The 12,637-nt window shown below is 71.6% G+C and carries 10 protein-coding genes and 2 pseudogenes; 1 reads left to right on the top strand and 11 read right to left on the bottom strand.

Annotation, left to right across the window (positions count from 1 at the left end):
- Nucleotides 1–163: 163 nt before the first annotated feature.
- The 10 genes and pseudogenes from H0I39_RS05380 to gspG all read right to left on the bottom strand — a co-directional run bounded on the left by H0I39_RS05380 (nucleotide 164) and on the right by gspG (nucleotide 10,108).
- Nucleotides 164–1,562, bottom strand: a pseudogene (locus H0I39_RS05380) (GspE/PulE family protein).
- Nucleotides 1,563–1,564: 2 nt separating this feature from the next.
- The gene (gspD, locus tag H0I39_RS05375; RefSeq protein WP_180549826.1) at nucleotides 1,565–3,910 is read right to left on the bottom strand and encodes a type II secretion system secretin GspD; all 2,346 of its coding nucleotides are present in this window, start codon (nucleotides 3,908–3,910) and stop codon (nucleotides 1,565–1,567) included.
- Nucleotides 3,911–4,032: 122 nt separating this feature from the next.
- Nucleotides 4,033–4,841: pseudogene (gspN, locus tag H0I39_RS05370) on the bottom strand (type II secretion system protein N).
- A gap of 151 nt (nucleotides 4,842–4,992) precedes the next feature.
- Nucleotides 4,993–5,505 (bottom strand): type II secretion system protein M, encoded by a 513-nt coding sequence (locus tag H0I39_RS05365; protein WP_180549825.1) that lies wholly within the window; start codon nucleotides 5,503–5,505, stop codon nucleotides 4,993–4,995.
- The gene (gspL, locus tag H0I39_RS05360) at nucleotides 5,502–6,719 is read right to left on the bottom strand and encodes a type II secretion system protein GspL (RefSeq protein WP_180549824.1); all 1,218 of its coding nucleotides are present in this window, start codon (nucleotides 6,717–6,719) and stop codon (nucleotides 5,502–5,504) included. Before gspL ends, H0I39_RS05365 begins: the two co-directional genes overlap by 4 nt.
- A 249-nt stretch (nucleotides 6,720–6,968) precedes the next feature.
- Nucleotides 6,969–7,937 carry a type II secretion system minor pseudopilin GspK gene (gene gspK / locus H0I39_RS05355; RefSeq protein ID WP_308645777.1) on the bottom strand — a complete coding sequence of 323 codons (969 nt, stop codon included), beginning with the start codon at nucleotides 7,935–7,937 and terminating at the stop codon, nucleotides 6,969–6,971.
- On the bottom strand, nucleotides 7,934–8,617 hold the full coding sequence (locus H0I39_RS05350; RefSeq protein WP_257645636.1) for a PulJ/GspJ family protein: 684 nt from the start codon (nucleotides 8,615–8,617) through the stop codon (nucleotides 7,934–7,936). Before H0I39_RS05350 ends, gspK begins: the two co-directional genes overlap by 4 nt.
- A 67-nt stretch (nucleotides 8,618–8,684) precedes the next feature.
- Nucleotides 8,685–9,041, bottom strand: coding sequence for a type II secretion system minor pseudopilin GspI (gene gspI / locus H0I39_RS05345; RefSeq protein WP_180549822.1), 357 nt, complete (start codon nucleotides 9,039–9,041; stop codon nucleotides 8,685–8,687).
- On the bottom strand, nucleotides 9,038–9,430 hold the full coding sequence (locus H0I39_RS05340; protein ID WP_180549821.1) for a type II secretion system protein GspH: 393 nt from the start codon (nucleotides 9,428–9,430) through the stop codon (nucleotides 9,038–9,040). Before H0I39_RS05340 ends, gspI begins: the two co-directional genes overlap by 4 nt.
- A 234-nt stretch (nucleotides 9,431–9,664) precedes the next feature.
- Nucleotides 9,665–10,108 carry a type II secretion system major pseudopilin GspG gene (gene gspG, locus H0I39_RS05335; RefSeq protein WP_180549820.1) on the bottom strand — a complete coding sequence of 148 codons (444 nt, stop codon included), beginning with the start codon at nucleotides 10,106–10,108 and terminating at the stop codon, nucleotides 9,665–9,667.
- A 72-nt stretch (nucleotides 10,109–10,180) separates the two neighbouring features.
- Here gspG and H0I39_RS05330 point away from each other — a divergent pair, with 72 nt between their 5' ends.
- On the top strand, nucleotides 10,181–10,774 hold the full coding sequence (locus tag H0I39_RS05330; protein ID WP_180549819.1) for a type II secretion system protein N: 594 nt from the start codon (nucleotides 10,181–10,183) through the stop codon (nucleotides 10,772–10,774).
- Between the two features lie 115 nt (nucleotides 10,775–10,889).
- Here the strand turns inward: H0I39_RS05330 and ilvA are convergent, their stop codons facing one another.
- Nucleotides 10,890–12,461: a threonine ammonia-lyase, biosynthetic gene (gene ilvA / locus H0I39_RS05325; protein ID WP_180549818.1), complete on the bottom strand. Its 1,572-nt coding sequence runs from the start codon at nucleotides 12,459–12,461 to the stop codon at nucleotides 10,890–10,892.
- Nucleotides 12,462–12,637 lie beyond the last annotated feature (176 nt).

Raw genomic sequence — 12,637 nt, 5'->3', positions numbered from 1 at the left:
TACCGGCCGCTTCATTCAAACGTTCGCATCAACGCGCAGTTGCGGTGCCAGCGCAGGAGTTCGCGGGAGCACGCAGCCTCCGCCCCTGATTCCGGCCCGCAGTTTGCTACAAAAATAATAGCTTCTTGCGCACGTCAGACGGGCGCTGAAGGCCAAAAGGCCTCTAATCCCGCGTCACCCGCAGCACTTCCTCGCGGCTGGTGATGCCCTGCTGGATCAGGCGCTCGCCATCGTCGCGCATCAGTTGCATGCCCTTGGCCAGGGCGGCGGCGCGGATGTCGGCCTCGGGGGCCTGGCCGTGCACCTGGGCGCGGATGTCGTCGTCGACCACCAGCAGTTCGAACACGCCGGTGCGGCCCGCGTAGCCGGTGCCGCCGCAGGCGTCGCAGCCCTGCCCCCGCAGGTGGTGCAGTACTTGCGCACCAGCCGCTGCGCCAGCACGCCAAGCAGGGATGAGCTGAGCAGGAAAGGCTCCACGCCCATGTCGATGAGCCGGGTGACGGCGCTGGCGGCGTCGTTGGTGTGCAGGGTGGCCAGCACCAGGTGGCCGGTCAGGCTGGCCTGGATGGCGATCTGCGCCGTCTCGATGTCGCGGATCTCGCCGATCATCACAATGTCGGGGTCTTGCCGCAGGATGGCGCGCAGGGCGCGGGCGAAGTCCAGTTCGATCTTGGGGTTGACCTGCGTCTGGCCGACGCCGGGCAGGTCGTATTCGATCGGGTCCTCCACCGTCATGATGTTGTTGCGGTGCGCGTCCAGCCGCGCCAGGCTGGCGTACAGCGTGGTGGTCTTGCCGCTGCCGGTGGGGCCGGTGACCAGGATGATGCCGTGCGGCTGGGCGATCAGGCGCTCGAACTTTGCAGCACCGCGCCCTGCATGCCCACCGCTTCCAGGCTCAGCTTGCTCTCACTCTTGTCGAGCAGGCGCAGCACCGCGCGCTCGCCGTGCGCGCTGGGGATGGTGGACACGCGCACGTCGATGGCGCGGGTGCCCAGGCGCAGGCTGATGCGGCCGTCCTGCGGCAGGCGCTTTTCGGCGATGTCCAGGTCGGCCATGATCTTCAGCCGGCTGATCAGCGCGGCGTGCAGTGCGCGGTTGGGCTGCACCACCTCGCGCAGCGCGCCGTCGACGCGAAAGCGCACGCTGCTGTGGCGCTCATACGGCTCGATGTGGATGTCGCTGGCGCCGTCGCGTGCGGCCTGCGTGAGCAGGGCATTGAGCATGCGGATGATGGGCGCGTCGTCGGCCGATTCCAGCAGGTCTTCGACGGCCGGCAGCTCCTGCATGATGCGCGACAGGTCGGCGTCGGATTCGACCTCGCTCACCACGGCGGCGGCGCTGGATTCGCTTTGCGAATAGGCGGTGCTGATGCGCTGCGCCAGCGTGTGCGGGTCGGATTGTTGCAGCGACAGCGGTTGCTGCGCGGCGCCAAAGCGGCGCATGACTTCGCTCAAATGGCCGGCGTCGGGGCGGCCGTCGTGCCATAGCGTCAGCGCCTGGCCATCGTCTTCCAGCAGCAGCCGCGCGGTGCGCGCAAAGGCGTAGGGCAGCGGGTAGCGCATGGCTACGGCTTGGTGATGGTGGTGCCGCCGTAGTAGTTGCCCTCGCCCGCGGCGGGGTTGATCAGCGGCGGCGGCGGCGCCGGGCGCGACCAAGCATCGGGGCTGGCGGGCACCACGGGCGGCATCACCGGCGCCTGGTTGATCTGCAGCACGCTGCTGGGCTGGGGCTGGTTGCCCTGCTGTGCCGAGCGCATCAGCTCGTAGCGGTCGAGCGAATAACTCTCGGTGGAGGCGGCATCGCGCACGATCACCGGGCGCAGAAAGACCATCAGGTTGGTCTTGGTGAGCTTGCGGTTCTGGCTCTTGAACAGGTTGCCGATGACCGGCACGTCGCCCAGTCCCGGCACCTTGTCGACGCTGGAGGTGTACTGGTCTTCCAGCAGGCCGCCCAGCACGACGACGGCGCCGTCGTTGACCAGCACGCTCGATTCGATGGCGCGCTTGCGCGTGATGGGCCCGGCCTCGGTGGTGGCCTGAAGGTTGGACGATTCCTGGTAGATCACCATCTTGATGGTGCCGTCTTCGCTGATCTGCGGGCGCACGCGCAAGGTCAGGCCGACGTCCTGCCGCTCATACGTCTGGAACGGGTTGATCGTGGTGCCGCCCGTGGCCCCGGTGTTGGTGAAGCTGCCGGTGACGAAGGGCATGTTCTGGCCAACGATGATCTTGGCCTCTTCGTTGTCGAGCGTCAGCAGCGTGGGGGTGGACAGCACGTTGCCGGCGCCGGTGCTCTGGATGAAGTTGGCCAGCACGCCCAGCGCGCGCGTGGCCAGCCCGAGGTTGAAGCCGGTATTGGGCCGGCCCGTCGCCAGGCTGCTGACGTTGCCGGTGTTCTGGTAGCCCAGCGCCGCCGCCGCGATGTCGAAGATGTTGGTCGAGTTGCCGGTTCCGCTGCCCCGGCCGGTCGAGTAGTTGGTGCCAATGACGCCGACCGTGCTGCCGCTTTGGCCAAACGCCTGCCACTGCACGCCGAAGTCGGCCGCGCGGTCCATGTTGACTTCGGCGATCAGGCTTTCGATGAACACCTGCGCGCGGCGCTGGTCGAGCTGGTCGATGACGGCGCGCAGCTCGCGGTACACCGGCTCGGGGGCGCTGATGATCAGCGAATTGGTCGCCGGGTCGGCCTGGATCTGGCCGCCGGTGGAAGGCTGGTTGCCGCCAGCGGCGTTGATGCTGGGGCCGCTGTTGAGGCCACCCATGCCGGTGCCGCGGCCGCTGTTGCTCGTGTTGCCCAGGTTCTGGGATGGCTGGCTGGCCGTCAGGCCGCCGGTGCCGGACGCGCCACCGCCTGCCCCGGCCGCGCCGCCGCCCGCCGTGTTGTTCTGCCCCGGCAGCGCCGCCATTGCCGCGCGCAAGGTGACGGCCAGCTTGGTGGCGTCGGCGTTTTTCAGGTAGACGACGTGGATGTTGCCGCTGCCGCCGTCGGGGCGCGCCTGCGGCGCCTGGTCGAGCTGCTGGATCAGCGTCTTGGCCAGCGCCAGCCGCGCCGGGTTGGCGGCGCGCACGATGATGGCGTTGCTGCGCGGCTCGGGCACCAGCGTGGTGCGGTAGCCGTCGCCGCTGCCCGTGGCCACGCCCATGGCCGCGGGCGGCACGCCGGGCTGGCCCGGCACGCCCTGCGCCACCGCGGACGTGCCGCCGCCACCGGATTCAATCAGGCGCGCCACCAGCGGCGCCAGGTCGGACGCCACCGCGTGGCGCAGGCGCACGATCTCGACGCCGGTGGCGTTGGACACATCCAGCGCCGCGATGATGCGGCCCAGGCGCTGCAGGTTGTCGCCGTAGTCGGTGATGACCAGCGCGTTGGTGCCGGGGTTGACGTTGATGGTGTTGTTGGGGCTGATCAGCGGGCGCAGGATCGGCACCAGGTTGTTGGCGTTCTCGTGCGTCAGGCGAAAGATCTGCGTCTGGATCTGGCCGCCGCCGCGCACCGCGCCGGCCGACACGGCGGCGGATTGCAGCTTGGCCTCGGACTCGGGCACCACCAGCACCATGCCGCGGTTGTCCACCAGCGCAAAGCCTTGCGTGCGCAATTGGGCGCCAAACAGGCGCATGGCCTCGGCCGGGCTGACCGGCGCGGTGCTGGTCAGCGTCATGGTGCCCTTCACGCGCGGGTCGACCACCACGTTGCGGCCGGTGATGGTGGCCATGGTGCGCGCCACGGCGTCGATCTCGGCGTTGGCGAAATCCAGCGTGACATTACCGCCGCTGCGCGCCGCGGGCGCGCTGTCGGAGGCGGTGGTTTGCGCCTGCGCAGGGCCCGCCAGCGCGAGCGCCAGCGCGGCGGCCACGGCCACGCCCCAGCGCGCAGGCGCCGGCGGGTGGGGGTGATGAGGAGCACGGAGCATCGGGTCAGCAGCCTGGCAAGCTATGGCGACTGTAGCAGTTGGGTCATCCTGCACGGGGCGCAGGCGTCTGGATTGATGTAAAAAAGCCATACAGGAGAGACGGGGCGGCGCTTAGGGGGTGCTCAGCCGAATGAAATGATGGCACGGTCGCCCTGGCGGCGGCCGATGATGTTGAGCAGGTTGGCCAGTTGCGCCTCCAGCCCCGGCGCGGCGCTGGCCTCGCCGTTGAAGCGCAGGCGCCCGCCCACCCACTGGCCGCTGCCTGACAGGCGCAGGCTGCCTTCGAGCGTGGACAGATCCAGCGCCACGGCCTGGCCGCCGCTCAGCTTGAGCTGGTACGAACCGATGGGCCGCAGCGTGGACAGGCGCGACGACACGTGGCGCGCCGTGACCTCCGCGCGGCCGTCCACCTGCAGCCGGCCGGCCAGCCATTCGGCAGCCAGGCCCTGGGTGCTCAGGCTCAGTTCACCTTCGGGCTGCAGGGTGTTCCACGGCGTGCCCAGGCCAGTGAGCAGGGCCGACGGCCATTGCGACTGGCCATCGGCCAGCGCCACGCGCGCGCCGCCCCAGCGCGGCGCCACGCGCAGGCGCAGCGGCGCACCGGCTGTGCAGCAATCGGCCGTCACCTGGGCCTGAACGCCCGGCAGCGCGGGCGTCAGCCGCCATTGCACGCGGCCGGGCAGGGCGGCGCTGTCCTGGCTGCCGGCGCCGCCCGTCAGCACCAGCCGGGCCGAGCCCGACCACACGCTGCCCTGCGGCTCCGTCAGCAGCAGCATGCCGCCCGTGGCGCGCGCCAGCCCGCAGCCAGCCAGCGCGCCGGCGCCTGGGTGACCAGCATGAAAGCCGCACCGATCAGCACGCCCGCCACCGCCCAACCCCACGGTGCGCGGACCGCGGGCGCAGCAGCGGGGCGCCGACGCAGGGCGGTCATGCAGACTGCTCCACGCGCGCTGCTGCGCTGGCAACGTCAACTTTCGAAAGGCCGCGGAGCAGGCCATGCGCGAAACGCCGTGGCCGGACCTGCGCCGGCCACTGGCGTTGTCCCCTTGAGGGGAAGGCGCCGCAGGCGACTCAGGGGTGTTTCATTGGCCCGGCAAGCTCAGCGACAGCGTGCCGCTCCACAGCACCGGCGCGCCGGGCGCCGTGTTGGCGCCGCGGGTCAGGCGCGCGTCGACCGGGGTGGCGCGGGCGTTGATGCGCGCATCGGCCAGCCACTGGGCCAGCGCGTCGGCAGGCGTTTCCTTGAGCGCCACGTTGGCGCGGTCGCCCACCACGCTCAACTGCCCGGTGGCGCCCAGCCGCTGCTTGACGGCCGCTTCCAGCGCGCGCAGCGCCTCGTCGCGCGACAGGCGCGGCAGCGCCTTCAGCGCCTCGGCCTCGGTCTTCAGGCGCTGCATCTGCTGCGCCTGCACCTGCAGGGCGGCGCGCTGGCTGTCGGCCTCGCGCAGGGTGCGCAGCGCCGGCGCCAGGCCCAGCCACCACAGCAGCGCCAGGCCGACGACGGTGGCGGCCAGCGCCGCCAGCCGGCGCTCGCGCGCGCCCAGCCGGGCCCAGGCGGCGGCCAATGGGTTGGGCGAACGCGGCGGCCGGCTCATGGTGCGGCCCCTTCGCGCAGCACCAGCGCGTCGGCGTCGGACTGCAACTGGTAACCCAGCGGGCGCAGGCGCTGGTTGGCCTCGGCCAGCTGGCTGGCGGCCACCTGCACGCCCTTGGCGCGCAGCTCGCCCGCTGCAAATTCAATAGCTGTCGGCGCTGTGCCGGCGGGCGCTGATTGCCCAAAAGCCTCTAGCATCGGTTCCAGGTCGCGGGCCGAGGCGGCGCCGGTGGCCTGGCGCAGCGCGGCCACCTCGCGGCTCATCTGCACGGGGGCGTCGACGACCACCTTCACGTTCGGAAAGGTCTCGGTCAGCGCCTGGCTGATCTGGCCGCGGCGCACCTGCAGTTCCTGCTGCGTGCGCCAGGCCCACAGGTTCAGCCCCACCAGGTGCGCCAGCAGCAGCAGCGCCAGGCCCCAGCGGGCGGGGCGCCACAGCGGGGCGTAGAGGAAGTCGCGCCACGCCGCCCCGGCGCGCTTGGCGGCGCGGGCGCGGCCGGTGCGGGCCAGGTCGAGTTGGGCCAGATCCCAGCGCGTGCGGCTGGCGGCCAACAGGCGCTGGGCGGGCGCCGCGATGGTGACGCGCCGGCCCAGCGTCTGCTCGGCCAGTTCGGCCACGGCGGGTTCGGCCAGCACCTCGGGTTCGGCAGCGTCGGCGTCGGCGTCGGCCAGCAGCGCCAGTGCGCCGGGGCCGAGCGGCAGCGCCTGCGCGCTGCCGGGCACGGTGTCGCCGCTCATCAGCACCGTGGGGCGCTCGGGCTCGCCGGTGATGGTGAGGTGCGGCGCGCCGGCGCGCGGGTGCAGCTCGGGCACGATGCGGGCCACCGGGCGCTGGGCGGCGTCCAGTGCCTGCAGGTGGGCGGTCAGCCAGGGTTTGCTGCACACCGCCACCCAGGCCGAGCCGCCGGCCGCGGCGTCGGGGTCGACGGCGAAGTGCAGCTGGTCGGCATCGTCCAGCAGGTGGTCTTCGAGCAGGCCGACCAGGATGGCGCGCAGGCGCGGTGCCCCGGGCCCGGCGCCCTTGGGCAGATCGACCCGGTGCCACGACAGCTGCGCCGCCGGCACCACGGCCACCACCTCGACACCGCGCCCCGCCGCGGGCAGCAGCGACGCCGCGGCGCTGCCGTGGCCGGACAGGGTCTGGCCGTCGGTCGACGTGGCGAAGGCGTAGCTGCCCGGCGGGCCGGGCGGCAGGGTGATCAGCAGCAGGCTCATGGGGGTCGCGCGATTGTAGGTGGCGTGTGTGACGGCGCCACGGGGCGCCGGTGACTCCTGATGCCTAGGCGCTTTCAAAAATGACGAATGACAAATGACAAATGACCTTGGCTTCGCCTTCGATGAGGGCGCCATGACGCTTTTGTCATGCGCGCGCAGCGCGCGTCATCGAGCCGCGCCAGCGGCCAGGTCATGCGCCGCCAGACGCGGTCATTTGTCATTTGCCATCGTTTTGAACGCCAAACGGTATCAGCGCGCCACCGGCACGCTCAGCGCCGCGCGTTCGCGCCACAGGGTGCTGACCCGGTTGCGCCCGGTGCGGCGCACCACCGACACCTCTTCCAGCGCCACGTCGTCCAGCCGCAGGCGGCCGCGCACCTCGAAGAAGCTGGAGTTGACGCCGGCCCAGGCGGTGTCGGCACGCTGCAGGCGGGCGTCGGCCAGGTCCTTGAAGAAGTCACGCTCGCGCTCGCCCACCAGGCGCTGCGCGTCGGCCGGGTTCAGCCCCAGCGCGGCCACCAGCACGGGCGCGGGCGCGGTGTTGACGTTGACCTTGGTGGCGGCGCTGCCTTCCAGCGGCAGCACGGTCAGGTAGGGACGCAGCACCTGCAGCGACTCGGGCGACAGGCCCAGCCAGGCCAGCTGGTCGAAGCGGCGCGGCAGCAGCGGGGCGTCGTTGCCGTCGGGGGCGGCGGCCTTCATGGCGTCGGCGGCGCGCTGCAGGTTGTCGCGCAGCAGCGCCAGTTCGGCGTTGCGCAGGTTCAGCAGCTCGAACAGGCGCTGGAAGCGCAGGTAGGCCTCCTGCCGCCCGTTGGCATCGCCGACCGCCAGGTTCATCACGTTCAGGCGCGATTGCAGGTCGGTCACCTCGCCCGAGAGGAAGGCGTCGCGGTGGGTGTCGCTGCTGCTTTCGCCCGCGGCCAGAAAGGTGGACAGGCGCGCCTCGGCCAGCGGCACGGCCCAGGGCTCGCCCAGGTGATCGACCATCTGGCGCTTGCGCTCGTCCTCGCTGTAGTCGCCCGACAGGATCAGCCGGCTCCAGTCCAGCGCGCCGGTGAGCAGCCAGGCCGACTGCACGCGGGCGCGCTCGGCGGCCTCGACCTCGACGCCGCGCCACTGGCGCCACAGCGCCGCGGCGGCCAGGGTGGCGACCAGCGTCACGGTGATCATGGCGGCCAGCAGGGCGGCGCCGCGCTGGGCATGGGTTGCGCGCTTCACCGCCGGCCTCCGAAGTCGGGCCGCACCCAGTCGACCACCATCGGCCCGGCCAGGCTCTGGCCCGGCGCCAGGGTGATCATCAGGCGCACGCCGTCGGGCAGGGCGTGGGTGTCGCCCAAGCCGGCCGAGGCACTGGACAGCGGGTTGGTCCAGGCGTTGGCGCGGTAGTAGTGCAGCTGCCAGTCCAGCGCCGCCAGCAGCGCCACGGCCTGCGCACCGCCGGGCTGCGGGCCGGGCGGTGCGCCGTTCTGCGCCCAGCGCGCGGCGGCGTCCCAGGCGTCGAGCCAGGCATGGTGCGAGCGCACCGGCGCCGACTGCCAGCGCAGCCACTGGCCGTCGCCGGCGCGGCGCGACCAGGCCGCCACGCGCAGTCCGGCGGCGGGCGTGTCGGTCAGCATGCGGGTGATGCGCAGCACGCTGCCGTCCCAGGCCAGGCTGCGCTGGCCGGCCGGGCCCGCAGGGTTGCTGCCGTCGGTGTTGGGCCAGGTCATCATGGCGTCAAGGTCGGCGCGCCACTGCGTCAGCCCGGCCTGCAAGGTCAGCACGTCGTCGGTGTAGCGCTGCGTGGCGGCCTGCGCGCGGGCCATGCCGTCGATGCCGCGCCAGGTTAGCGCGGCCATCACGGCCATGATGCTCAGGGCCACCAGCACCTCGATCAGGGTGAAGCCACGGGATTTCAAGCCAAATCGGGCTCCAGCGCCCGTCTGGCGAGCGCAGGTAGCTATCAAAAAGCAAGTGCTCCGCATCTCAGTTGTTGCCCACGATGGTGGTCACGCGCACCACGGAATGGCCACGCTCGTTCACCGTCACGTCGACGCGGCGAAAGCGCGGGTTGGGCGTGGGCCGCACGGTCTGGGTCACCTGCAGGCTGCGCCCGGCCTGCGTGCAGTCGCTGTTGAAATCGCCCACGCCGGGCAATTGGCGCGCCAGGCGCAGCTCGGTCAGGGTGTTTTCGGCGCACAGTTGGGCCAGCAGCACGGCGCCCTGGCGGTCGGCGTTGTCGGTCAGCGCGGCGGTGGCCTTCAGGCCGGCGACCAGGGCGATAGCGGTGATGGCCAGCGCCACCAGCACCTCCACCAGGGTGAAGCCGCGCGCCGGGCTCACTGGATCTGCTCCACGCTGAACGGTCGCAGCCCATCGGTGGCCACGCGCAGCAGTGGCTGGCTGGTGCCGGCGCGGTGCAGCACCACGGCCTGCGCGGCGATGATCGGGTCTGGCCCCAGCATCAGCGGGGCGTTGCCGATGGCGGCCGTTTGCGCATCCAGCCAGTGCGTGGGCAGCGGCGCGGCGCTGGCCGGCAGGCCGTCGAACGTGAAGCCGCTGGCTGTGCTGCGCCAGCGCACCGGCACGCCGGCGGCGCGCGACTGTGCGCGGGCCGTCTCGAGCAGGGCCGCCAGCCGTTCGGCATCGCGCGCCAGCACTGCGCCCTCGTTGTCGCGCAGCGCCAGCGAGGCGACGGCCGTGCCCAGCGCGATGATGGCCACGACAACCATCAATTCAATCAAGGTGAATCCCCCTGAGGCGCTGCGCGCCTTCCCCCAGGGGGACGCCGCCAGCGGCCGGGCCAAGCCCGCTCCGCGGCGACCGCTGGAATGGCCTGCTCCGCGGCCGCTCGACCAGGCCGCGGCATGCCGTGGCACGGGCAGACGCTGCACGCCGGACTTGGGACAGGGCGCGCGTTCGCGGTCATGGGGAGTCGTAGCCGCGCGCGCAAGGCGCGCGCGGGATCACTGCCAGCTGCCGATATCGGCGTTCTTGCCGTCGCCGCCGCTGGCGCCGTCGGCGCCGAAGCTCATCACATCCACCTCGCCCTTGATGCCGGGGTTGAGGTACTGGTAGGGGCGGCCCCAGGGGTCGTTGGGCAGCTTTTCCAGGTAGGGCTTCCAGTTGATCGGTGCCGGTGCCGTGGTGGGCCGGGCGATGAGCGCCTGCAGGCCCTGCTCGGCGGTGGGGAAGCGCTGGTTGTCGAGCTTGTACAGCTTGAGCGCCTGCATGATGTTGTGCACGTCGGTGCGGGCGGCGGTGGCGCGGGCGTCGTCGGTGCGGTCCAGCACGTTGGGCACGATCAGCGCCGCCAGCACGCCGATGATGACCAGCACCACCATCAGCTCGATCAGGGTGAAGCCGGCGGCGCGGCGCAGGCGGGCAACGAAGGGGCGCGAAACGGTCATGGGTACGGCCTGGGAGCGAATTCGCTTCAATGATAATCGCCGCATCATGACACGCAGCCTGCCGAAACGCCCATGAAAGGGCGCCTGTCTCCCCGTCTGACGGCCGGCCTGCTGACGCTGGCCATCTGGGCCCTGGCCGCGGGCAGCGCGCTGTTCTGGGGGCTGCGCCTGGGCAGCGGCCCGATGCGGCCCGATGCGGCCGTGGCCGGCGGCCCGCCGCCCGGTGGCGTGACGGTGGACACGCGCACCGTGGCGCGTGCGCTGGGCGCCACCGAGGCCCCGGCAGCCAGCGCGGCGCCGGCGCCCGATGTGGTGGGGCGCCTGGCGCTGCGTGGCATCGTGACGCACGACGGGCGCGGCGCGGCGCTGATCGCTGTGGACGGCAAGCCGCCCAGGCCGGTGCGCGTGGGCGCCACGCTGGACGGGGTGGAGGGCGGCTGGACGGTGCGCTCGGTATCGCCGCAGGCGGTGGTGATTGCCGCCGACGGCCGCGAGGCGCGGCTGGAGATGCCGCCGCTGTCGCAGCGCTCGTCGGCCGGCGATGCGGTGGCGCCGGCGCGCCCGGCGCCGGGGGCGGTGCCGTTCACGCCGGCCATCGGCACCCTGCCGCCACCGGGCGTGCCGCCCGGCGCGATCGCGCCCACACCCCGGCCACCGCAGCCGTAGGCCATGCCGGCGCCGCCGGGTGGCTGAGCGGGCTCAAGGGTTTTAGGTCAAATCGGCCTTCAGCGCAGTGTGGACGGGCGCTGACAGCTATCAATAGAGAAGCGAACCAGGCCGGTCAACGCCCCTGCAGGAACAGCTGGTATGCCGGGTTGTCGGTTTCCTCGACCCACGGGTAGCCCAGCTCGCCCAGAAAGCGCCGGAACGCCGCATCGTCGGCCTTGGGCACCTGCATGCCGACCAGGATGTGGCCGTAGTCGGCGCCCTCGTGGCGGTAGTTGAACAGGCTGATGTTCCAGCTCGGGCGCATCAGGCTGAGGAACTTCATCAGCGCGCCCGGCCGCTCGGGGAACACGAAGCGCAGCAGGCGCTCGTCCTTGGACAGCGTGGAATGGCCACCCACCATGTAGCGCACGTGCTCCTTGGCCAGTTCGTTGTGCGTCAGGTCCAGCGCGCCGAAGCCGGCTTTCTGGAACGCGGCGGCGATGCGCGGCGATTCGCCCTTGCCGGCGGTGGTGAGGCCGACGAACACGTGCGCCTGCGCGGCATCGCTGATGCGGTAGTTGAACTCGGTCACGTTGCGCTGCCCGCCGGGCAGGCTGCCGATCACCTCCAGGAAGCGGCGGAAGCTGCCGCGCTCCTCGGGGATCGTCACCGCGAACAGCGCCTCGCGCTCCTCGCCCACCTCGGCGCGCTCGGCGACGAAGCGCAGGCGGTCGAAGTTCATGTTGGCGCCCGAGAGGATGGCGACGTAGCTCTCGCCCTTGGTCTTGTGCTTGGCCACATACTGCTTGACGGCGGCCACCGCCATGGCGCCCGAGGGCTCGACGATGCTGCGCGTGTCGATGAACACGTCCTTGATGGCGGCGCAGACGGCGTCGGTGTCGACGGTGATGAACTCGTCCACCACCGTGCTGGCAACGCGGAAGGTCTCGTCGCCCACGCGCTTCACGGCGGTGCCGTCGGCGAACAGGCCCACGTCCGGCAGCGTCACGTGCTGGCCCCGGCCCACCGACTGCGCCATGGCGTCGGAGTCGCGCATCTGCACGCCGATCACCTTGACCTCGGGCCGGATGGCCTTGATGTACGCGCCCACGCCGCTGATCAGCCCGCCGCCGCCGATGGCCACGAACACCGCGTGCAGCGGCCCCTGGTGCTGGCGCAGGATCTCCATGCCGATGGTGCCCTGCCCGGCGATGACCAGCGGGTCGTCGAACGGGTGGATGAAGGTCAGCCCCTCCTCGGCCTGCAGCTTGACGGCGTGCTCGTAAGCGTCGGAATAGCTGTCGCCGGCCAGCACCACCTCGCCGCCCAGCGCCTTGACGGCATCCACCTTGACCTGCGGCGTGGTGGTCGGCATCACGATAACGGCGCGCGCGCCCAGCTTGTGCCCGCCCAGTGCCACGCCCTGGGCGTGGTTGCCGGCGCTGGCGCAGATCACGCCGGCCTTCAGCTGCTCGGGCGTCAGGTGCGCCATCTTGTTGTAGGCACCGCGCAGCTTGAAGCTGAACACCGGCTGCTGGTCCTCGCGCTTCAAGAAGACCTTGTTGTGCAGGCGGCGGCCCAGGTTGCGTGCCGGGTCCAGGTCGGACTCGATGGCGACGTCGTACACGCGGGCCGTCAGTACCTGCTTGAGGTAATCGGTGGCGGTCAGGGGCTCGGGGCGCCGGGCGGCGGTCTGGGTGGTCATGGCTGGCGGGTGAGAGCGGGCAAGACGGGCATCATAAAGAGCCGCTGGCCGGGCAGCGCGGTCTGGGCGGCCGGAATGCGGCGGCGCAGCAAAAAAGCCCCGGACCTTGCGGTTCGGGGCTTAATCCACCTTGTTGAAGGGGTGGAGGAGACAAACAGTGCAGGTGAAGAATCACT

The organism is Ottowia beijingensis (assembly GCF_013423955.1).
GTDB classification, from domain to species: domain Bacteria; phylum Pseudomonadota; class Gammaproteobacteria; order Burkholderiales; family Burkholderiaceae_C; genus Ottowia; species Ottowia beijingensis.
This window is presented reverse-complemented; position numbering and strand designations above follow the sequence as displayed.